We start from the raw sequence: 20,630 nt of genomic DNA, 5'->3' as shown, positions 1-20,630 counted from the left end.
GTGTGTGCTCCGACATGGCCGCGACGGTAGTGCGTGAGCGCTCACGGTGTCGTCTGTGACGCATCCCGTGAGTCACGGACGACACGCAGACCCCGGGGCGCCCGCCGTGGGTGTCCGGGTCAGTCCGTGAAGCCGCCGTCGGCGGTCCAGGCGACGGAGGAGTCCTTCCAGTCCACGCTGCTGCCGTCGGCGCTGACGACGGGCTCGGTGTAGAGCTCGAGGAAGAACTCGACGTCCCAGGTGTCGAGGTCGGTGGTGACGGCGGCCTGGGACTCGTCGGGGGCCTGCTGGACGAAGGCGTCGGTCTCGTAGCAGTCCAGCGTCGCCGCGACGGTGCCGCCGGCGGCGTCGGCCTCGACCTCGAGGCACCCGTCGCCGGCCTCGAACAGCAGGACCGGCTCGGTCCACGCGTCGGGGTCGTCGGGGTCGGAGTGCTGGGCCCAGACCTTGCGGAAGCCGTCCGGGTCGATCCACAGCGCCATCACGCCGCCGCCGTCCAGCTCGACCTCGGTGGTCAGCCTCTCCGGCTCGGTCTCCGAGTACGGGCGCCTCTGGTCCGCGGGCGGGGCGACCCGCTCGGCGTCGTACGCCGCAGCTGTCTCGGTCCCGGACGTGTCACTCGACGAGTCGGTGCCGCACGCCGCGAGGAGCGCGGCGAGCACCGCCAGCGGGGCGACGGCGGCAGGTCGCACGGCTCAGCGGCCGCGCATGTTCTGCCGCATGCCCTTCATGTTCGACGGGACCGGGCCCTTGGGCAGCGGGACGGTGCCGCGGCGGGCGTCGACGGCCTTGATGCGGGCGCGGACGTCGGTGAGCTCGGCCGGCTTGACCTGCTTGTCCATCTTACGGAGGTGCTTCACGAGCTTCGGCAGCGGCACCTCGCCCTCGCCGCGGCCGCAGACGACCTCGTGGACCGGGATGTCGGACAGCACCCGCTCGTGCTTCTTGCGCTCGGAGACCATCAGCGTCCGCAGGCGGGAGGCGCTGTCGCCCTCACCGATGAGGACGATGCCGGGCGGGCCGATGACGCGGTGGACGACGTCCTGCTGCTTGTTGAAGCCGACCGCGGGGTCGGTCTTCCAGCCGCGCTTGAGCATGGTGAGCGCAGCCGCGGCGGCACCCTTCTGCCCCTCCATCTGCGAGTACGCCGACGCCTGGGCGCGGCGTCCGAAGACGATGATCGTGGCCAGCAGGCCGAACAGCAGGGCGCCAGGGATCGCGAACAGCAGGCTCGGGCCGGGGATGAAGAAGAAGATCCCGAACCCGATGAGCGCACCGACGACGAAGCTGGCCGCGAGGATCAGGCCGATCTTCGGGTCGGCCCGCTTGGTCATCGTGTACGTGTCGCGGATCTGCGCGAGACGACCCTGCTTCTGCTCGCCCCCGTCGGCTTTGGCCGCCTTCTTGGCGGCTCGCTTCTCGGCGCGGGACTGCCCGGTGGTGCTCGACATCGTGGTGCTGTGCCTCTTCCTCGGTCAGGCGGTCGCGGCGGTCGCGCGCGCGTCCATCGCCTGACGGTACAGCCGCCCCGCCCGGTACGACGAACGCACCAGCGGCCCGCTCATCACGCCAGAGAAGCCGATCTGGTCGGCCTCGTCCTTGAGCTCGACGAACTCCTCGGGCTTCACCCACCGCTCGACGGGGTGGTGGCGCACGGAGGGGCGCAGGTACTGCGTGATGGTGATCAGCTCGCAGCCGGCCTCGTGCAGGTCGCGCAGTGCCTGCGAGACCTCGTCGCGGGTCTCGCCCATGCCGAGGATCAGGTTCGACTTGGTGATCAGCCCGAAGTCGCGGGCCTGGGTGATCACGTCGAGGGACCGCTCGTAGCGGAACGCCGGACGGATCCGCTTGAAGATCCTCGGCACCGTCTCGACGTTGTGGGCCAGCACCTCGGGGCGGGACTCGAAGACCTCGCGCAGCAGGTCGGGCTTGCCGTTGAAGTCGGGGATGAGGTTCTCGACGCCCGTGTCGGGGTTGAGCTCGTGGATGACGCGCACGGTCTCGGCGTACAGCCACGCCCCGCCGTCCTCGAGGTCGTCGCGGGCGACGCCGGTGATGGTGGCGTAGCGCAGGTCCATCTTCTGCACGGACTCCGCCACGCGGCGGGGCTCGTCACGGTCGAGCGGCTGCGGCTTGCCGGTGTCGATCTGGCAGAAGTCGCAGCGGCGCGTGCACTGGTCGCCGCCGATGAGGAACGTCGCCTCCCGGTCCTCCCAGCACTCGAAGATGTTGGGGCAGCCGGCCTCCTGGCACACGGTGTGGAGGCCTTCGCCCTTCACCAGGTCTTGGAGCTGCCGGTACGCCGGCCCCATCTTCGCGCGGGTCTTGATCCACTCGGGCTTGCGCTCGATCGGGGTCTCGCTGTTGCGGACCTCGAGGCGCAGCATCTTGCGTCCGTCGGGTGCGATGGTCACCGGCTCAGCCTACGCCGGGGCCGACGCAGGCCCCGACTCGCGGCACTCGCCGCGACGGCGACCGCGACCAGAACGGCGAGCAGCGCGAGCAGGTGGACGCCGGCGCCCACCGGTCCGACCGTCCGCTCGCAGATCCCGACGGCCAGGGCCGAGCAGGCCCACCCCTCGTACCGCTGCGGGTGACCGCTGGCCACGACGCCGAGGCTGAAGCGGACCGGGAAGTCGAGGTCCGTGACCGCCGGCACGGACGTGCGGGTCAGGTCGACGATCCGGGCGATCGCCACCGGCCCCAGCAGGACCACGCAGAGCACGACGGGGTCGGCCGGCACACGACCGGCGACCCACCCCAGCAGCAGGGCTCCGACTCCCAGCGCGGCCAGGGTCAGCCCCGTGACGAGCAGGCCACCGGTCCACGACCCCTCCTCGGCGAGGGGGAAGCCGGAGTCGGTCCACAGCAGGGCGGTCCAGGGCGCGAGGACCCCGTACGGCGCCAGCACCAGGACCGGGACGACCGCGGTGAGCTCGGGCGCCGGAGCCCGCCACCGGACGAGCAGTGAGCTGAGGACCACGGTCAGCACCAGGCCGACACCGACGACCAGCGGGGCCGCCAGGTCGAGCTGCTCACGCGCCGAGGTCGACGCCCCCGCACGCGCCAGCACGTCCAGGCCCGCGAAGAGGGTGGCGCTGCCCTGGAGCAGCAGGGCGCCGGCCCAGGCGACCCCGTGACGACCGGTCCGCTCGTCGGTGGGGGTGCGCACGACCGGCAGCCTTCCCGGCGTGCCGGCGGGTCACACCTCAGGCGCCGGGACGCACCAGCTCGACGCGGGGGCCACGCCTGGCGGGGTCCGGGCGGGGCTCGTAGTCCGGTGTCGCGTCGTACGGCGCCCACGCGAGCAGCTCGCTCACGTGCCGCTCCACGACGCCCAGGACGTCGGCGGGCGTGAACCGGCGGCCCAGCTCGGAGGACAGGGAGGTGACGCCGGCGTCGTCGATGCTGCAGGGGGTGAAGCGGTCGAACCAGCCGAGGTCGACGTCGCAGTTCAGGGAGAAGCCGTGCATCGTCACGCCCTTCGACACCCGGATGCCGAGCGCGGCGACCTTCCGCTCCGGGCGGATCCCGCGGCCCGGCTCGTCGGCGCGCAGCCACACCCCGCTGCGCCCGGGCACGCGGGCGGTCTCGACCCCGAGCTCGGCGCACACGCCGATCAGCGCCTCCTCGACGCGGCGTACGTAGTCGACGACGCGGACGTGCTCCGGCAGCGCCACGATCGGGTAGCCGACCAGCTGGCCGGGACCGTGGAACGTGATCGTCCCGCCGCGGTCGACGTCGATGACGGGCGCGCCGCCGGGGTCGAGGGGGTGGTCCTCGGGGCGGGTACGACGACCCGCCGTGAAGGTCGGCGGGTGCTCGAGCAGCAGCAGCGTCGGCGGACGCTCACCCGCGACCACCGCGGCGTGCACCTCGCGCTGGCGCTCCCAGGCCTCGCGGTAGTCCACCGCGTCGTCGCCCAGCCCCAGCACCTGCACGTCGAGATCCACGGGTCCGAGGGTAGTCCGGCGCGGTCGAGCCGTGACCTGTGGACGACCGGATGCGGGGGAGGCGGCGCGGGGGCAGGGTGGGAGGCGTGAAGCACGTCGCCCGCCACCGGACCGGACCGCCCGTCGCGGTCCTGCTCGCCGTGCTCGCCTCGGCGGTGGTGGTGGCCGCCGCGGTGGTCGTGACCGGGCTGATCGGGGACCCGGCCAGCGAGGCGACGCCGCGGTACGCGACGCCGGACGAGCCGGCGGTCTCGCCCGAGGACCCGCTGGCGGTCCCGGACACCCCCGACGGGCTCGACATGCTGCGTGACTTCGACGCCGCTCGGTCGCAGGCGTGGGCCGAGGGGGACGCCGCCGCCCTGACGGCGCTCTACACCGAGGGGTCGACGACGGGGGAGCGCGACGTCGCGATGCTCAGCCGGTACGTCGACCGCGGGCTGCGGGTGGAGGGGCTCCGGACCCAGGTGCTGTCGGCGGAGATGCGCCGCGCCACCCCCGTACGACGGGTGCTGGTGGTCACCGACCGCGTCGCGGGCGGCGAGGTCACCGACGGCGCCAGCTCCCGGGCGCTGCCCGACGACGCCGCCACCACCCACCGCACGACGTGGCGGCTGGTCGAGGGCCGCTGGCTCCTCGCCCGGGTGGGCGGGTAGGCGGGGAGGCCGTCAGCGCAGGCCGGTCGCGATGACGTCGCGGACGTCGGCGTCACGGAAGGTGAAGCCCGACTCCTCGAGCGCCAGCGGACGCGCGCGGACCGAGCCGAGCAGCTCGTCGCCCATCGCGCCGGCCGCCTTGTCGATCACGAACGACGGCGCCGCGAAGAACGCGCGTCGCCGTACGGCCGAGGCCAGCGCCTGGGTGAACTCGGCGTTGGTCGGCACGTCGGGGCAGACCAGGTTCAGCGGCCCGCTCAGCGTGTCGTGCTCCGCGGCGTGCACCGTCGCGGCGACCCAGTCGCGGCACGAGATCATCGGCATGTATTGGCTGCCGTCCCCGAGCCGCGCGCCGAGACCCGCCTTGAACAGCGGCAGCAGCAGCTTCAGGGGGGCGGCACGGCGGTCCATCACCGGCGCGGTGCGCAGGACACAGACCCGGGCCCCGGCGTCGGCGGCCGGGTCGGCGGCCGCCTGCCACTCCCGGGTCACCGAGGTGAGCAGCGCGTCGCCGCGGCTGTCGGCGGACTCGGTGAGCACCGCCGAGCCGTGGTCGCCGTAGTAGGAGATCCCGTTGCCCGCGAGGTAGGCGGGCTTCCGCTCCGCGTCCGCGATCACGCCGGCCAGCAGGCTGGTCGTCCGGATCCGCGACTCGCGGAGCTCGCGGGCCCACTTCTTCGAGTGCGGGTTGCCCGCGGTGGGGGAGCCGGCCAGGTTGACGACGACGTCGGCGCCACCGACCAGGGTCCGGTCCAGTGCACCGCCGTCCGGGTCCCAGGTGGACTCGTCCGGCCCCTCGCTCGCGCGGCGCACGAGGCGGGTGACCTCGTGGCCGCGCTCGCGCAGGCGTCGTACCAGGTGGCTGCCGAGGAACCCGGAGGATCCTGCGACGACGACCTTCATGGGGTGTGCCCCTCTGTCTGACGTGCCGGTGTGGTGCGGACGGGTGGAGCTCAGACCTCGAACTGCCCGGCCTCGAGGCGCTGCTTGACCTCACGCAGGAAGCGGCCGGCGTCGGCGCCGTCCACCAGGCGGTGGTCGTAGGTCAGCGCCACGTAGACCATGTGGCGCACCGCGATGGTCTCGCCCAGGTTGGGGTCGTCGATCACGACGGGACGCTTCACCACGGCGCCGGGGCCGAGGATCGCGACCTGCGGCTGGTTGATGATCGGGGTGTCGAACAGGGCCCCGAAGCTGCCGAGGTTCGTGATCGTGAAGGTGCCGCCCGACAGGTCGTCGGGGCCGATCTTGTTCGTGCGGGTGCGCTCGGCGACGTCGGCGATCTTCTTGGACAGCCCGGCGATCGACAGGTCGCCGGCGTCCTTGACGACCGGGGTCAGCAGACCCTTCTCGGTGTCGACGGCGAAGGCGACGTTCTCGCGGTCGTGGTAGGCGACCTCGCCCTTCTCGGTGTCGATCGTCGCGTTGAGCTTCGGGTGCTGCTTCAGGGTGTCGATCGCGGCCTTCGCGAAGAACGGCAGGTAGGTGAGCTTCACGCCCTCGCGGGCCTGGAACTCCGCCTTCTTCGCGTCACGCAGGCGCGCGATGTTCGTGACGTCGACCTCCATGACCTGCGTCAGCTGCGCCGAGGTCTGCAGCGAGTCGACCATGCGGGAGGCGATGACCTTGCGCAGGCGCGACATCGGCTCGGTCGTGCCGCGCAGCGGCGACGGGTTGACCGCGGGGGCGCTGCCGCCGGCGGCGGGCGCCGAGGCGGCAGGAGCGGACGCGGCCGGGGCGGAGGCCGCCGGGGCCTCGGCCGCGGCGGACTCGCGGGCCTTGGCCGCGTCGAGGACGTCCTGCTTGCGGATCCGGCCACCCACGCCGCTGCCCGTCAGGCTGGACAGGTCGACGTCGTGCTGCGCGGCGAGCTTGCGGACCAGCGGCGTCACGTAGCTGCCGCCGTCGCCGGAGCCCGAGGGCTTCGAGGACGACCCGGAGTCGGAGGACCCCGAGGTGGTGGAAGACGCCGCGGGGGCGGCGCTCTCCTTGGTCGGGGCGGGCGCCTTCTCGGCGGCCGGCTCCTCGGCGTTCGTCTCGGCGGCGGCGCCCTCGTCGGAGTGGTCGTCGGAGGCGGCCGGGGCGGCCGAGCCCTTATCGGACTCGGGGGTCTCGTCGCCGGCGGGCAGCTCGCCCTTCTCCTCGGCGATCTCCTCCTCCTGCTGGGCCTTCTTCTCGGCCTCGCCCTCGTCCTTGGGCTGCGCCTCGGGGGTCGCCGTACCGCCCTCGCCGGATCCGACGAGCGCGAGCTCGGCGCCGACCTCGACGGTCTCGTCCTCCTCGACCTTGATCTCCAGCAGCGTGCCGGCGACGGGGGAGGGGATCTCGGTGTCGACCTTGTCGGTGGAGACCTCGAGCAGCGGCTCGTCGACGGCGACCTCGTCGCCGACGGACTTCAGCCAGCGGGTGACGGTGCCCTCGGTGACCGACTCGCCGAGCGCGGGCAGCGTGACGGCGGTCGCGTCGCCGGAGCCGCCGGAGGACCCACCGGAGGAGTCGCCGTCGGACGACGCCTGCGAGGCGTCACCGGACTCGGCGGCGGGAGCGGACGTGTCGTCCTGCTTCTCCTTCTCCGGGGTCACGTCGCCGTCGGGGAGCTCGCCGCCCTTCTCCTCGGCGATCTGCTCCTCCTGCTCGGCCTTCTTCGCGGCCTCGTCCTCGTCGGCCGGCTCGGCCTCGGGGGTGGCGGTGTCGTCGGCGTCGCCGGCGCTCTCGCCCTCCTCGCCCACGGTCGCGAGGACGGCGCCGACCTCGACGGTCTCGTCCTCCTCGGCCTTGATCTCCAGCAGCGTGCCGGCGACCGGGGAGGGGATCTCGGTGTCGACCTTGTCGGTCGAGACCTCGAGCAGCGGCTCGTCCACGGCGACCTCGTCGCCCACGGACTTCAGCCAGCGGGTGACGGTGCCTTCGGTGACGGACTCGCCGAGGGCCGGCAGGGTGACTTCGGTGGCCATGAGGTCTCTTCCTTCGCGGGTTTCAGGTCAGGCGTGAGCGTGGAGCGGCTTGCCGGCGAGGGCCATGTGGGCCTCCCCGAGTGCTTCGTGCTGCGTGGGGTGGGCGTGGACGAGCGGGGTGACGTCCTCGGGGTGAGCCTCCCAGCCGTAGATCAGCTGGGCCTCGCCGACGAGCTCGCCGACCCGTTCGCCGACCAGGTGGATCCCGACGACGGGGCCGTCGGTGCGGCGGACGAGCTTCACGAAGCCGGAGGTACCCAGGATCTGCGACTTCCCGTTCCCGCCGAGGTCGTAGGTGACGGTCTCGACCTGGTCCTCGCCGTACGCGAGCACGGCGGCGGCCTCGTCGAACCCGACGGAGGCGACCTCCGGGTGGCTGTAGGTGACGCGGGGGATCGCGGACTCGTCGACGGGCTCGGGCTCCAGGCCGGCGATGTCCTCGGCGACGAAGATGCCCTGCGCGAAGCCGCGGTGGGCGAGCTGCAGGCCCGGGACGATGTCGCCGACGGCGTACGTCTTCTCGGCGGCGGTGCGGCACCGGTCGTCGGCGAGCACGAACCCGCGGTCGACCTCGACGCCGATCGTCTCCAGCCCGATGCCGTCGGTGGAGGGGCCGCGGCCGACGGCGACGAGCATCCGCTCGGCCTCGATGGTCTCACCACCGGTGACGGTCAGCGCGACGCTGCCGTCGCCGACCTTCAGGCTCTCGTACGCCGTGCCCGTGCGGACGGTGATGCCGCGCTTACTGAACGCACGCTCCAGGGCCTTCGAGGAGGCCTCGTCCTCGCCGGGCACCAGCCGGGGCAGGGCCTCGACGATCGTGACCTGCGCGCCGAAGCTGGCCCACACGGACGCGAACTCGCAGCCGATGACTCCGCCGCCCAGCACGACGACCGAGGTCGGGACCTCGTCCAGCGCGAGCGCGTGGTCGCTGAGCAGGACGCGGTCGCCGTCCGGGGTGATGCCGGGCAGCGAGCGGGCGTAGGAGCCGGTGGCGAGCACGAGGTGCTCACCGGTGTACGTCGTCCCGTCGACGGTGACCTGGCGCTGGCCGGTGACCCGGCCGGCGCCCTCGACCACGGTGATGCCGCGGGAGGAGATCAGGCCGGTCAGGCCCTTGTAGAGGCGGCCGACGACCTTGTCGCGGTAGGCGTTCACGGCGGGCATGTCGATGCCCTCGAGCGTCGCGCGGACACCGACGGACGCGGCGTGTCGGGCGTAGTCGGCGACCTCGGCGGCGTGGAGCAGCGCCTTGGTGGGGATGCAGCCGACGTGCAGGCAGGTCCCGCCGAGGCGGTCCTTCTCGACCAGGATGACGCTGAGACCGAGCTGTGCCGCGCGGAGCGCGCACGCGTAGCCACCCGAACCGGCTCCGAGCACCAGCACGTCGGCGTGCGTGCTCGGGCTGTCCTGCGTCACTGCTGGTCGCCTCCCCGTCCTCGCGGTGCCTGCCGTCGCGGCGGAACCATCCAACCACCCATGGGGGTCGAGGGGACACCGGGTGCACACGGAGTTGGCATGATGGAGGCATGGCTCTGTTCGACCGCTTCCGCCGCGGCGGCGGCCCCCGGATGCGTCGTCCCGGCTCCGACTCCGCCCGCACGGGGTCCACCACGGTGCGCGCCTCGGACCACGAGGACGAGAAGCACCTGCGTGAGTTCGTCACCGCCCGGCACGGCGTCGAGGGCTTCGTCGAGCCCCGCACCGCGGTCAGCGACGTCACCCTGCTGCTCGTCGCCCACGACGGCGAGTGGACCCGCCGCCGGGTCCCGTCGGTGCAGTGGGCGCACAGCTTCTGCAACAAGCACCAGGTGCCGAGCTACGACGCCGCCGTCGTCGGCATCCCGCAGCGCATGCGCGACTTCAACTCCCGCAGGACGGCCGCGGAGAAGGCCGAGCGCAAGCGCCTGCTGGGGGGCTGAGCCCCCGTCACCGGAGGTCGAGGTGCGAGGAGCCCTGGCGACGAGCCACGAGACCCGGTGAGGGTCGCGCGGACCGTCACCGGATCTCGTGGCTCGGCCGTGGCCGGCCCCGCACCTCGATCGCCGGTGCCGCGGACCAGGTGGTCGAGCAGCACGCGAGCGCAGCGAGCGCGGGTCGTCGAGACCGCGCCCGGGCCGCGCGCTCCGCCTACTCCGCGTACGACCGCGCGAGGTCGACGAGCGTGGCGACCGCGGTGCCGGTGCCGCCGGGGGTGACGTGGCCCCACGCCTCGCCGGTGTTGAACGACGGGCCGGCGATGTCGAGGTGCGCCCACGGGCGGCCGTCGGTGAACTCGCGCAGGAACGCCGCGGCGAAGAGCCCCCCGCCCCAGCGGACGCCGTCCGCCTGCGCCAGGTCGGCGATCTTGCTGCTCCGGACCCGGTCCGTCATCTCCTCCGGGATGGGCATGCCCCACGACGCCTCGCCCGCGGTGCCGGCGGCGGTGAGGACCTGCTCGACGACGTCGTCGGTGCCGAGGACGCCGGTGACGCGGTCACCGAGCGCCATCACCATGGCGCCGGTGAGCGTGGCGACGTCGACGATCGCGTCGGGCTCCGCCTCGACGGCGCGCCCGAGGGCGTCGGCGAGGATCAGACGGCCCTCCGCGTCGGTGTTGGAGACCTCGACGGTCTTGCCGCGGTACATCGTCAGCACGTCGCCGGGACGCGTCGAGGTGCCGGAGACCATGTTCTCGGCGAGCGGCACGAAGGTGGAGACCCGCACCGGCAGGCCGAGCGCGGCGATCGCGAAGGTGGCGTGGGTGACGGCGGCGGCGCCGGCCATGTCGAGCTTCATCGTCGCCATCGACGCGGCGGGCTTGATCGACAGCCCGCCCGAGTCGAACGTGATGCCCTTGCCGACCAGCGCGAGGTGGCGGGTGGCGCCCTTCGGCTCGTAGGTCAGCTCGACCAGCCGGGGCGGCGCCGAGGAGCCCTTGCCGACGCCGATGATGCCGCCGCAACCGAGGTCCGCGAGCTCGGTCTCGTCGATGACCCGCAGGCCGACCTTCGGGGCGCCGCGGCCCTTCGTCAGCTCGCCGTGCGCCGCGGTGAGGGCCTCGACGAACTGCGGCGGGGTGAGGTCGCCGGCGGGGGTGTTGACCCAGTCGCGGGCGGCGGCGACGGCGGAGGCCACGACCTGCGCCTGCTCGAACGCCGCGACCGTCTCCTTGCGCTTCGCGCCGTCGGTGAGGACGACGACCTCGCCGGGGCGGCGGTCGGCGGCCTTGTCGTCGCTGCGGTAGCGGTCGAACGCGTACCCGCCGAGCACCCACCCGTCCAGCACCGCGCGGACCAGCTCCGGGGTGTCCGCCGGCAGCGCCAGGGCGACCGAGGCGGCGTTGGGGATGTTGCGGGCGGCGACACCCGCGGCGCGGCGTACGGCGTCGTGCCCGACGGTGGTCGGCAGGGAGCCGCGCCGGCGACCCGACGCGCCCTTCGAACCCTTGGCCGGGGCGTCGGGGGAGCCGAGCCCGACCAGCACCAGCAGCGGCGAGGTGATCGACCCGGCGGTGGGGACGTGGTGCACCTCGCCCGCCTCGCCGGTCACGCCGAGGGTCGCGAGGAGCGGCTGGAGACGGCGTCCCCAGGCCTCGGCGACGGCGTCCCCGGCGGGGTGCAACCGGGGTCCGGAGTCGGTGGGGAGCACCCCGACCACGACGGCGTCGGCGCGGGTGCTGGCGGGACTGGCCTTGCGCAGGGCGTAGGTGGTCATCCGCACGAGCCTAAGGGGAGAGGGGCTGCGCTAGCGTCGCCGCCTGTGGACGACGCCGACGACGCAACAACCCTCCAGCCCTCCCCGCTGCACGACCGCCACGTCGCCCTGGGCGCGAAGGTCGCGGCGTTCGGCGGCTGGCAGATGCCGCTCGAGTACGCCACCGGCGTGGTCGCCGAGCACACCGCGGTCCGCGAGCGGGTGGGGCTGTTCGACGTCAGCCACCTGGGGACCGTCCAGGTCACCGGGCCCGGGGCGGCGGCGTACGTGAACGCGACGCTGAGCAACGACCTGGGGCGCATCGCCCCGGGCCAGGCGCAGTACACGCTGTGCTGCGACCCCGAGACCGGCGGCGTGGTCGACGACCTGATCGTCTACCTGCACTCCGACGAGCGTCTCCTGCTGATGCCGAACGCGGCCAACGCCGCCGAGGTCGTACGACGCCTGGTCGCCGAGGCGCCCGACGGCGTCCGCGTCGACGACGAGCACGCCGACTACGCGGTGCTGGCCGTGCAGGGCCCGTCGTCCGCGGCCGTGCTGGAGGCCGTCGGGCTGCCGACCGGGCACGACTACATGAGCTTCGTCGAGGCCCCGGTGCCTGGTGGGGACGGTGACCTCGTCGTCTGCCGCACCGGTTACACCGGCGAGCACGGCTACGAGCTCGTCGTCCCGGCCGCCGACGCGGGGGCGCTGTGGGACGCGCTCGTCGCCGCCGGCGAGCCGCACGGGCTGACCCCGGCCGGGCTCGGCGCGCGGGACACGCTGCGCACCGAGATGGGCTACCCCCTCCACGGCCAGGACCTCTCGCTCGCGACGACGCCGGTGCAGGCGCGGATGCGGTGGGCGATCGGCTGGGACAAGCCCCGGTTCTGGGGCGACGCCGTCCTGCGCGCCGAGCGCGAGGCGGGGGCGTCGCGGTCGCTGCGCGGCCTGCGCGCCGTCGGGCGCGGCATCCCGCGCCCGGGCATGGCGGTGTCGTTCGACGGGGAGGTCGTGGGGGAGCTGACCTCCGGGACGTTCTCGCCGACGCTCAAGGTCGGCGTCGGGCTGGCCTACCTCGCCACCGGGCGGGGCATCGAGGACGGCGCCGTCGTCGAGGTCGACGTCCGCGGTCGCCCGCAGCCGTTCGAGGTCGTCCGCCCGCCGTTCGTGGACACGTCCGTGCGGTCCTGAGGTCTCCCTCGCCGGTCCCCGGTGGTGTCCGTGGTCCCGCGTAGCCTGCGGGCATGACGCTGCCCGACCAGCCGCCGACCTTCCGCCCGCCCACACCGGCGGAGCGGCCCTGGTGGTGGCGTCTCGAGGACGCCTCCGGTGCGGAGGTCGCCGTGGGTGAGACCCACGCCGGCGCACGCTTCCCCACCCAGGGCGACGCCGAGTCATGGGTGGGCGAGGTCTGGCGCGAGCTCGCCGACGAGGGCGTCGCGGCCGTGACGCTGTTCGAGCTCGAGCGACGCGTCTACGGGCCGATGTCGCTGAGCGTCTGAGGCCAGTCCGGCCGCACCTCGTCTCACCGGGCCTCGTGGCCCTCGACCTCCGATCTCCCGGAGGTCGAGATGCGACGAGCCCTGGCGAGGAGCCACGAGACCCCGGAGGCTGGTCGTCGACCTCTGTGTGTCGTCCTTGATCTGCCGCGTGCGTCAGGGACGACACGCTGACGACCTGCGGTCATCTCGCCGGGTCTCCTGGCCCCTGCGCTCCTGCGTCGCTCCGGGTCCCTTCGACGTCCGGCCTCCCGGAGGTCGAGGTGCGACGAGCCTGGCGAGGAGCCACGAGACCCCGGAGGCTGGTCGTCGACCCGTGTGTCGTCCTTGACCTGCCGCGTGCGTCAGGGACGACACGGTGTCGGCCGCTGCTCGGGTCGCCGGGTCTCGTCGCCCGTGCGCTCCTGCGGCGCTCCGGGGCACCTCGACCTCCGGCCTCCCGGAGGTCGAGGTGCGACGAGCCCCGGCGAGGAGCCACGAGACCCCGGGGGCTGGTCGTCGACCTGTGTGTCGTCCCTGATCTACCGCGTGCGTCAGGGACGACACGCTGACATCCGCTGCTCGGGTCGCCGGGTCTCGTCGTCCCTGCGCTCCTGCGGCGCTCCGGGTCTCTTCGACGTCCGGTGCGGCGGTCGAGGGGCGTCGGTGGGCGGCACTAGATTGGCCGCGTGCGCGCCTACCTGGACCTCCTCGACCACGTCCTGAGCCACGGGGTGGAGAAGTCGGACCGCACCGGGACGGGCACGCGCAGCGTGTTCGGGCACCAGATGCGGTTCGACCTGCGGGAGGGGTTCCCGCTGGTCACCACCAAGAAGGTCCACACCCGCTCGGTGTTCGCCGAGCTGCTGTGGTTCCTCCGGGGCGACACCAACGTCAGGTGGCTCCAGGACCGCGGCGTGACGATCTGGGACGAGTGGGCGGACGCTGACGGCGACCTCGGGCCTGTGTACGGCGCGCAGTGGCGCTCCTGGCCCACCCCGGACGGCGGCCACGTCGACCAGCTCGCGAAGGTCGTCGACGCCATCCGCGCCGACCCCGACTCGCGGCGCCACGTGGTGTCGGCGTGGAACGTCGCCGACATCCCGTCGATGGCGCTCGCGCCGTGCCACACGATGTTCCAGTTCTACGTCGACCCCACCGACGGGGGCCGGCTGAGCTGCCAGCTCTACCAGCGCAGCGCCGACGTCTTCCTCGGCGTCCCGTTCAACATCGCCAGCTATGCCCTGCTGACCCACATGGTCGCCCAGGTCACCGGGCTCGGGGTGGGCGACTTCGTGCACACCCTCGGCGACGCGCACCTGTACTCCAACCACCTCGACCAGGCCCGCCTCCAGCTGACCCGTGAGCCGCGGGCCCTGCCCACGCTGTGGCTCGACCCGTCCGTCACCGCGCTCGACGCGTTCGACCTCGAGCACGTCGCGGTCGAGGGCTACGACCCCCACCCGGGCATCAAGGCCCCCATCGCCGTCTGATGGCGTCCGAGCACGGCACCCGCGTCGTCCTCATCGCCGCCGTCGCCCGCAACGGCGTCATCGGCGCCGACGGGGACATCCCCTGGCGGGTCCCCGCCGACTTCGCGCACTTCAAGGCCACCACCACCGGGCACACGCTGCTCATGGGGCGCGCGACATATGACTCCATCGGCCGCCCGCTGCCCGGACGGACCACGATCGTCCTCACCCGCGACGCGGGCTGGCGCGCCGACGGCGTCCTCGTGGCGCACACCCTCGACGAGGCCCTCGCGCAGGTCCCGTCCGGCACCGACCTGTACGTCGCCGGCGGGGCGGCGGTCTACGCCGCGGTGCTGGGGCGTGACGGCCTCACCGACGAGCAGCTGATCAGCGAGATCGACCTCGAGCCCGACGGCGACGTCCGCTTCCCGGCGTACGACGCCGCCGCCTGGGTGGAGGTCTCCCGGGAGGCCCGGGAGGGGTTCACCCTCGTGCGTCGGCGAGCAGCCGGGCCGCGACCCGACGGAGGTCGTCGAGCCTGATCTCCCCGTCGTCGTCCCGCTCGGCGGCCACGGTGACGACGAGGTTGTCGGCGCGCACCAGCAGGGTGCGGGCGTCGGGGTAGGTGCCGCCGTCGACGAGGACGGCCTGGTCGCCGGGCCCGTCCACGACCTGGCCACCCGCGGCGTCGAGCCGGGCGGTCGCCGCCTCGACCGCGGTGCTGCCCAGACCGGGGCCGACGGCCTCGGCACTCACGCGGGTCCGGGCGTCCGGGTACGGTCCGCCGCCCCGGGATCGTCGCTCGCAGATCCGGATCCGCCCGTCGGACGACGCACGGACGGGCAGGGCCACGCCGTCCGGCACGAGACGCGCGAGGGCGGGGGAGTCCGCGCAGCCGCCCGTCGGGGCGGCCGTCGCCGGCCCGTCGTCCTCCGGTGCGGCCACCTCGAGGTCGACGTCGACCGAGTCCAGGACGTCGCGGGCCACCTCGGCCGCGAGGGTCTCGAGGCGCTCCAGCGGGGGGCGCCGCGGCCGCTCGGAGGACGTGCCCGAGGAGGTCAGGGTCACCGTCGCCACCACGTTGCCCCGGCGGACCTCGAGCAACGCGGTGGCCGCGGACTCCTCGGTCGGGGTGGGGGCGACGACGCCGCCGTCCGTGACGAGCGTGGCCCCGTCGCCCAGGTCGACCTCCCGCGCGACCCCGAACGGAGGCTCGGTCCCGGTCACCTGGTCGGACGCCGAGTCGGCCGCGCTGCCCTCCGAGGACGGGGTCGCGGCGGTGACGGTGACGTCGAGGCTCGCGCTCCCACCGGGCGTGGACTCGGTCCACCGGCAGTCGGCGGGCTCCGGCAGCTCGGTGCTCAGTCCGATCGCCGCCAGCGTCGCGTCGGAGACGGCGCGGCACGCGCCGATCACCTCCACCGGTCGGACGTCGTCCTCGGCCCAGTCCAGGCTGTCGTCGATGTCGTCGGCGTACGCCGCGGGCACCTCCTCGACGCCGTCGGTCGCGCCGGGCTCGGCGGCGGCGAGGTCGTAGGCGGTGGTCCGGCTCGAGCTCGAGTTGAGCAGCAGGTCGCCCGCGACGGTCCACTGGTCCCCGACGCCCAGGAAACCCGTCGTGATCGACCCGAGGGTGCGTCCGGAGTCCGGATCGCGCGGGTCGCTCGTCGTGACCCAGACCCGGTCCTCGCCGGGCGCGTCGGGGTCGGAGAAGGGTTGGACCCACACCAGCTCGTCGTCCCACGCGCCGACCAGTCGCCGCTGGGGCCCGTAGCGGACCTGCGGGCGGGTCCAGGCGACGTCGCCGGAGGCGACGTCGAGGGCGACGACCTCCTCCGCGGTGTCGTAGCGGCCCGCCACCACGTCGTCGGCCGCGGCGGTGGTCGTGAAGCCGCCGACGCCGTAGCCCATGCGGAGCCCCACGTCGGTCGTGGCGCCACCCGGTCCGACGGCGCGCAGCAGGCGGCCGGTCGCGTCCGAGCGGTCCAGGAGCAGCGGGTCGGTGGACGGGACGGCCTCGACGACGCCCGCGGCCGGACGCCGCCACAGCACGGCGTCCGGACCCGAGGAGTCGGTGTCGCGCAGGATCGTCACGGCGTCGCGGCCCCGCCCCTCGGTCCAGGCGACGAGGCTGCCGCCGACCCCGCCGGGGCCCGAGCAGCCGAAACCGCCCGGCAGGGCGCCGACGGTCTCGAGCGGGGTGCCGTCGGCGGGGTCGAGCCGGGTCACCCGGCCGCAGCCGGCGGTCGCGTTGACGGAGGTCTCGCCGACCCCCACCCCGGGGACGATCGCCTGCCGGTCCCGGCCGAGCCGACGGGGGACCTCGAGCTCTGTCGTCCACGCCACCTCGCCCGCCGCGGTGTCGAGGGCGGCGACGCCGACGCACTCGGCGTTCGGGTCGGGGCGGAACAGCATCACCCCGAGCCCGTCGTCGGTGACGTCGGACGAGGTGCCGCAGAGGGTGCCGTCGAGGCTCGCGGTCCAGGTTGCCGTGCCGGCGCCGGCGTCCAGGGCCGTCACGGTGACGAGGTTCTCCCGGACGGGCGCGCTGACGACGACGAGCAGGTCGTCGGTGCGCCACAGCGCGGGGGGCTCGCCGTCGCCAGTGACGTACGGGGCGACGCCGTCGGCCTCCCAGGCCGGCTCGAGGTCCGCGAGCTCCGGGAGGTCGTCACCGGGGAACGGGACCGCGCTGCACGCGACCAGGGCGGGAGCGAGGGCGGCGAGCAGCGCGACGAGGGGACGGGCGGCGGTCACGGGCTGATCCTGTCCCGCGCGAGGCCCGGCCAAACGGGCTGGCAGGCTGGGGCGCATGGAGCTGCGCATCTTCACCGAGCCCCAGCAGGGCGCGACGTACGACGACCTGCTGGCGGTCGCCCGCACCGCCGAGACCGAGGGGTACGGCGCGTTCTTCCGCTCCGACCACTACCTCGCGATGGGCGACGGCCACGGCCTGCCCGGGCCGACCGACGCGTGGACGACCTTGGCGGGGCTCGCCCGGGAGACGTCCAGGATCCGGCTCGGCACGCTGGTCACCAGCGCCACCTTCCGCCACCCCGGACCGCTGGCCGTCACCGTCGCGGGCGTCGACCAGATGAGCGGCGGCCGGGTCGAGCTCGGGCTGGGGGCCGGCTGGTTCGAGGGCGAGCACACGGCGTACGGGATCCCGTTCGGCACCCTCGGCGAGCGGTTCGACCGCCTCACCGACCAGCTCGCGATCCTCACCGGCATGTGGGCCACGCCGACCCAGAAGACGTTCTCGTACGCCGGCCGCGCCCACGAGGTCGTCGACTCCCCGGCGCTGACCAAGCCGGTCCAGGAGTCGCTGCCGATCATCATCGGTGGCCGCGGGAAGAAGCGGACCCCGGCGCTCGCCGCGCGGTACGCCCACGAGTTCAACGTGCCCTTCAGCGACCTCGCGACCACCCGGGAGACGTTCGACCGGGTCCGGGCGGCGTGCGAGAGCGCGGAGCGCGACCCCGCCACGATGCAGTGGTCCGCCGCGCAGGTGCTGTGCGTCGGCGCGGACGACGCCGAGGTCGCCCGCCGTGCCGCGTCGATCGGCCGTGAGCCCGACGAGCTGCGCGAGAACGGCGTCGCCGGTACCCCCGAGCAGGCGGTCGAGCGGCTCCGCGCGTACGCCGACGCCGGCTGCGACCGCGTCTACCTGCAGGTCCTCGACCTCGGTGACCTCGACCACCTCCGTCTCGTCGCCGCGGAGGTCATGCCGCACGTGTGAGCCGGGTGCGAGTCGGCGCGTCAGCCGGCGTGCGCGCCGGTGTCGGGGGTTGTCGGCGGCCGGAGATAGCCTGAGGACCATGAGCGCTGCGACCCTCTCCGACCCTGGAGCACCGTTCGGTCGCGTGCTCACCGCGATGGCCACCGCCTTCGCCCCCGACGGCTCGGTCGACCTCGACGGCACCGCCGCGATCGCGCGGCACCTCGTGGCGACCGGCCACGACGGTGTCGTCGTGTCCGGCACGACGGGGGAGTCGCCCACCACGAGCGTCGCCGAGGACGGCGAGATCCTCGCCGCCGTCCGCGACGCCGTCGGCGACGAGGCCGTCGTGGTGGCCGGCGTCGGCACCAACTCGACCGCCCACAGCGTCGAGCTCGCCGAGCAGGCCGCCAAGGTCGGCGCCGACGGGCTGCTGCTCGTCGCGCCGTACTACTCCAAGCCCGGCCAGGCCGGGATCCTCCAGCACTTCCGGACCGTCGTCGGCGCGACCGACGTCCCGGTGATGCTGTACGACGTCCCGGGCCGCACCGCCACCCAGATCGCCCTCGAGACCTACGAGGCCGCCCTCGCGCTCGAGCCCGTCGTCGCGGTCAAGGACGCCACGGGCGACCTGCCCCGCAGCGTGCGGCTGCGCGAGATGGGCTACGCCGTCTACTCCGGCGAGGACGCCCTCAACCTCGGCTACCTCGCCCACGGCGCGGTCGGCATGGTCAGCGTCGTCGGCCACGTCGTGGGCCCGCGCCTGCGCGCGATGGTCGACGCCTGGCTCGCCGGCGACACGGCCGCCGCGCTCGCGGCGTACACCGCCACCCTGCCCGCCGTCGACGCCGTGATGGGCGTCGCGAACTACGGCGCCACCACTGCGAAGGCCGGGCTGCAGCTGCTCGGCGTGCTCGACAACCGCCGCGTCCGCGGCCCCTTGGTCGAGCTCGACGACGACGAGGTGGCTGCGCTCCGCGCAAGCCTGGTCGGCGCCGGGCTCCTCTGAGCCACGTTCCTGGAAAGGACCCATGACCCACACCCACCCCGAGCTGTCCGCACCCGGACCGCTCGCTCCCGGCGCCCTGCGCGTCATCCCCCTCGGCGGCCTCGGCGACGTCGGCCGCAACATGACGGCCTTCGAGTACGACGGCCGCATCCTGCTCGTCGACTGCGGCGTGCTGTTCCCCGAGGACCACCACCCCGGCGTCGACCTGATCCTCCCCGACTTCGAGCCCATCCGGGACCGCCTCGACGCCGTCGAGGCGCTGGTGCTGACCCACGGCCACGAGGACCACATCGGCGCGACGCCGTACCTGCTGCGCGAGCGGGGCGACATCCCGCTGGTCGGCTCCAACCTGACGCTGTCGCTGGTGCGGCCCAAGCTGCGCGAGCACCGCCTGAAGGAGACCGTCCACCACCCGGTCAAGGAGGGCGACACCGTCTCCTTCGGCCCGTTCGACCTCGAGTTCGTCGCGGTCAACCACTCCATCCCGGACGCGCTGGCGGTCGTCATCCGCACCGGCGCCGGCACGGTGCTGCACACCGGCGACTTCAAGATGGACCAGCTGCCGCTCGACGGCCGGATCACCGACCTCAACGCGTTCGCGCGGCTCGGTGACGAGGGCGTCGACCTGTTCATGACCGACTCCACCAACGCCGAGGTCCCCGGCTTCACGACCTCCGAGCAGGAGATCACCCCGGTCCTCGAGCGGGTCTTCGCGCGCAGCAAGCAGCGGATCATCGTCGCCTGCTTCGCCTCCCACATCCACCGCGTGCAGCAGATCCTCGACACCGCGGTCGCGAACAACCGGAAGGTGGCCTACGTCGGCCGCTCGATGGTCCGCAACATGGGCATCGCGCAGGACCTGGGCTACCTCACGGTGCCGCCGGGCGTGATGGTCGACGCCAAGGAGCTCGCGAAGCTGCCGCCCGAGCGCCAGGTGCTGGTCTCGACCGGCTCGCAGGGCGAGCCGCTGTCCGCGCTGTCGCGGATCGCGCAGCGCAGCCACCACTTCGTGCACATCGAGGAGGGCGACACCGTCGTCCTCGCCAGCTCGCTGATCCCCGGCAACGAGAACGCCGTCTTCCGCGTCATCAACGGCCTGACCCGCTGGGGCGCCGAGGTGGTCCACAAGGGCAACGCCCTGGTCCACGTCTCCGGCCACGCCAGCGCCGGCGAGCTCCTGTACTGCTACAACATCGTCAAGCCGAAGAACGTGCTGCCGATCCACGGCGAGTACCGCCACATGCGCGCCAACGGCGACCTGGCCCGTCGTACCGGGGTGGAGAACGTCGTCATGGCCGAGGACGGCGTCGTGGTCGACCTCGCCGACGGCGTCGCGACGGTCGTCGGCAAGGTCGACTGCGGCTACGTGTTCGTCGACGGCTCCTCGGTCGGCGACCTCACCGAGTCGCTGCTGAAGGACCGCCGCGTGCTGGGCGAGGAGGGCTTCGTCTCGGTCATCGTCGTCGTCGACTCCGTGACCGGGAAGGTGGCCGCCGGCCCGACGATCCAGGCCCGCGGGCTCGCCGAGGACGACAAGCGCTTCAACGACATCCGCCAGCCGATCATCGACGCGATCGACGCGGCGGTGGCCGAGGGGGTCCGCGACTCCTACCAGCTCCAGCAGACGGTGCGCCGCGTCGTCGGCCGCTGGGTCAACAAGTCGCTGCAGCGTCGTCCGATGATCATCCCGGTGGTCATCGAGTCGTAGCCTGCGG

The 20,630-nt window shown here is 73.7% G+C and carries 19 protein-coding genes; 9 read left to right on the top strand and 10 right to left on the bottom strand.

Annotation, left to right across the window (positions count from 1 at the left end; genetic code table 11):
• Positions 1 to 119: 119 nt before the first annotated feature.
• The 5 genes from Q0858_RS17755 to lipB are packed head-to-tail and all read right to left on the bottom strand — an operon-like array spanning position 120 to position 3,953.
• Positions 120 to 692 (bottom strand): hypothetical protein, encoded by a 573-nt coding sequence (locus Q0858_RS17755; RefSeq protein WP_299057290.1) that lies wholly within the window; start codon positions 690 to 692, stop codon positions 120 to 122.
• A gap of 3 nt (positions 693 to 695) precedes the next feature.
• Complete coding sequence (locus tag Q0858_RS17750) at positions 696 to 1,451, bottom strand: DUF4191 domain-containing protein (protein WP_299057288.1); 756 nt, start codon at positions 1,449 to 1,451, stop codon at positions 696 to 698.
• Between the two features lie 24 nt (positions 1,452 to 1,475).
• Entirely contained in the window at positions 1,476 to 2,387 is a 912-nt protein-coding gene (gene lipA / locus Q0858_RS17745; RefSeq protein WP_299057584.1) for a lipoyl synthase, read from the bottom strand.
• Between the two features lie 23 nt (positions 2,388 to 2,410).
• On the bottom strand, positions 2,411 to 3,172 hold the full coding sequence (locus Q0858_RS17740) for a hypothetical protein (protein WP_299057285.1): 762 nt from the start codon (positions 3,170 to 3,172) through the stop codon (positions 2,411 to 2,413).
• A 37-nt stretch (positions 3,173 to 3,209) separates the two neighbouring features.
• A complete protein-coding gene (gene lipB / locus Q0858_RS17735) occupies positions 3,210 to 3,953 on the bottom strand; it encodes a lipoyl(octanoyl) transferase LipB (protein ID WP_299057281.1) in 744 nt (247 codons plus the stop codon).
• Positions 3,954 to 4,039: 86 nt separating this feature from the next.
• Here lipB and Q0858_RS17730 point away from each other — a divergent pair, with 86 nt between their 5' ends.
• A complete protein-coding gene (locus Q0858_RS17730; protein ID WP_299057278.1) occupies positions 4,040 to 4,606 on the top strand; it encodes a hypothetical protein in 567 nt (188 codons plus the stop codon).
• A 12-nt stretch (positions 4,607 to 4,618) separates the two neighbouring features.
• On the opposite strand, the gene Q0858_RS17725 is transcribed toward Q0858_RS17730, so the two are convergent.
• The 3 genes from Q0858_RS17725 to lpdA are packed head-to-tail and all read right to left on the bottom strand — an operon-like array spanning position 4,619 to position 8,979.
• Positions 4,619 to 5,509 (bottom strand): TIGR01777 family oxidoreductase, encoded by an 891-nt coding sequence (locus Q0858_RS17725; RefSeq protein ID WP_299057276.1) that lies wholly within the window; start codon positions 5,507 to 5,509, stop codon positions 4,619 to 4,621.
• A 50-nt stretch (positions 5,510 to 5,559) separates the two neighbouring features.
• Positions 5,560 to 7,560: a 2-oxoglutarate dehydrogenase, E2 component, dihydrolipoamide succinyltransferase gene (gene sucB, locus Q0858_RS17720; RefSeq protein WP_299057273.1), complete on the bottom strand. Its 2,001-nt coding sequence runs from the start codon at positions 7,558 to 7,560 to the stop codon at positions 5,560 to 5,562.
• A 27-nt stretch (positions 7,561 to 7,587) separates the two neighbouring features.
• A complete protein-coding gene (gene lpdA, locus Q0858_RS17715; protein ID WP_299057270.1) occupies positions 7,588 to 8,979 on the bottom strand; it encodes a dihydrolipoyl dehydrogenase in 1,392 nt (463 codons plus the stop codon).
• A 110-nt stretch (positions 8,980 to 9,089) separates the two neighbouring features.
• Between lpdA and Q0858_RS17710 the strand changes: the two genes are divergently transcribed.
• Positions 9,090 to 9,482 carry a hypothetical protein gene (locus tag Q0858_RS17710; RefSeq protein WP_299057267.1) on the top strand — a complete coding sequence of 131 codons (393 nt, stop codon included), beginning with the start codon at positions 9,090 to 9,092 and terminating at the stop codon, positions 9,480 to 9,482.
• Positions 9,483 to 9,690: 208 nt separating this feature from the next.
• On the opposite strand, the gene Q0858_RS17705 is transcribed toward Q0858_RS17710, so the two are convergent.
• Positions 9,691 to 11,256: a leucyl aminopeptidase gene (locus Q0858_RS17705; protein WP_299057265.1), complete on the bottom strand. Its 1,566-nt coding sequence runs from the start codon at positions 11,254 to 11,256 to the stop codon at positions 9,691 to 9,693.
• A gap of 45 nt (positions 11,257 to 11,301) precedes the next feature.
• Between Q0858_RS17705 and gcvT the strand changes: the two genes are divergently transcribed.
• From gcvT to Q0858_RS17685, 4 genes are all read left to right on the top strand, one after another.
• Complete coding sequence (gene gcvT, locus Q0858_RS17700) at positions 11,302 to 12,429, top strand: glycine cleavage system aminomethyltransferase GcvT (protein ID WP_299057262.1); 1,128 nt, start codon at positions 11,302 to 11,304, stop codon at positions 12,427 to 12,429.
• A 53-nt stretch (positions 12,430 to 12,482) separates the two neighbouring features.
• Positions 12,483 to 12,740: a hypothetical protein gene (locus Q0858_RS17695; protein ID WP_299057259.1), complete on the top strand. Its 258-nt coding sequence runs from the start codon at positions 12,483 to 12,485 to the stop codon at positions 12,738 to 12,740.
• A gap of 665 nt (positions 12,741 to 13,405) precedes the next feature.
• Entirely contained in the window at positions 13,406 to 14,209 is an 804-nt protein-coding gene (locus Q0858_RS17690) for a thymidylate synthase (RefSeq protein ID WP_299057256.1), read from the top strand.
• Positions 14,209 to 14,730: a dihydrofolate reductase gene (locus Q0858_RS17685; RefSeq protein ID WP_299057253.1), complete on the top strand. Its 522-nt coding sequence runs from the start codon at positions 14,209 to 14,211 to the stop codon at positions 14,728 to 14,730. The genes Q0858_RS17690 and Q0858_RS17685 overlap by 1 nt, the downstream gene beginning before the upstream one ends.
• Here Q0858_RS17685 and Q0858_RS17680 read toward each other — a convergent pair.
• Positions 14,672 to 16,945 (bottom strand): PQQ-binding-like beta-propeller repeat protein, encoded by a 2,274-nt coding sequence (locus Q0858_RS17680; RefSeq protein WP_299057250.1) that lies wholly within the window; start codon positions 16,943 to 16,945, stop codon positions 14,672 to 14,674. The two genes, Q0858_RS17685 and Q0858_RS17680, sit on opposite strands and share 59 nt — an antisense overlap.
• Positions 16,946 to 17,000: 55 nt before the next feature.
• Between Q0858_RS17680 and Q0858_RS17675 the strand changes: the two genes are divergently transcribed.
• From Q0858_RS17675 to Q0858_RS17665, 3 genes are all read left to right on the top strand, one after another.
• A complete protein-coding gene (locus Q0858_RS17675; RefSeq protein ID WP_299057248.1) occupies positions 17,001 to 17,927 on the top strand; it encodes an LLM class F420-dependent oxidoreductase in 927 nt (308 codons plus the stop codon).
• 79 nt (positions 17,928 to 18,006) lie between these two features.
• A complete protein-coding gene (gene dapA / locus Q0858_RS17670; protein WP_299057245.1) occupies positions 18,007 to 18,915 on the top strand; it encodes a 4-hydroxy-tetrahydrodipicolinate synthase in 909 nt (302 codons plus the stop codon).
• Positions 18,916 to 18,937: 22 nt separating this feature from the next.
• Entirely contained in the window at positions 18,938 to 20,623 is a 1,686-nt protein-coding gene (locus tag Q0858_RS17665) for a ribonuclease J (RefSeq protein ID WP_299057242.1), read from the top strand.
• Positions 20,624 to 20,630 lie beyond the last annotated feature (7 nt).

Origin of the sequence: uncultured Nocardioides sp. (assembly GCF_947489365.1) — a bacterium.
Classification (GTDB): Bacteria; Actinomycetota; Actinomycetes; order Propionibacteriales; family Nocardioidaceae; genus Nocardioides.
The sequence above is the reverse complement of the archived record's forward strand: the minus strand, read 5'-3'. Positions and strand labels throughout refer to the sequence as shown.

Coding starts and splice junctions, on each gene's coding strand:
- Q0858_RS17710 (WP_299057267.1), top strand. CDS start 9,090: ATGGCTCTGTTCGACCGCTTCCGCCGCGGCGGCGGCCCCCGGATGCGT.
- lipA (WP_299057584.1), bottom strand. CDS start 2,387: ATGCTGCGCCTCGAGGTCCGCAACAGCGAGACCCCGATCGAGCGCAAG.
- Q0858_RS17750 (WP_299057288.1), bottom strand. CDS start 1,451: ATGTCGAGCACCACCGGGCAGTCCCGCGCCGAGAAGCGAGCCGCCAAG.
- Q0858_RS17705 (WP_299057265.1), bottom strand. CDS start 11,256: ATGACCACCTACGCCCTGCGCAAGGCCAGTCCCGCCAGCACCCGCGCC.
- dapA (WP_299057245.1), top strand. CDS start 18,007: ATGAGCGCTGCGACCCTCTCCGACCCTGGAGCACCGTTCGGTCGCGTG.
- Q0858_RS17685 (WP_299057253.1), top strand. CDS start 14,209: ATGGCGTCCGAGCACGGCACCCGCGTCGTCCTCATCGCCGCCGTCGCC.
- Q0858_RS17725 (WP_299057276.1), bottom strand. CDS start 5,509: ATGAAGGTCGTCGTCGCAGGATCCTCCGGGTTCCTCGGCAGCCACCTG.
- Q0858_RS17695 (WP_299057259.1), top strand. CDS start 12,483: ATGACGCTGCCCGACCAGCCGCCGACCTTCCGCCCGCCCACACCGGCG.
- Q0858_RS17665 (WP_299057242.1), top strand. CDS start 18,938: ATGACCCACACCCACCCCGAGCTGTCCGCACCCGGACCGCTCGCTCCC.
- sucB (WP_299057273.1), bottom strand. CDS start 7,560: ATGGCCACCGAAGTCACCCTGCCGGCCCTCGGCGAGTCCGTCACCGAA.
- Q0858_RS17675 (WP_299057248.1), top strand. CDS start 17,001: ATGGAGCTGCGCATCTTCACCGAGCCCCAGCAGGGCGCGACGTACGAC.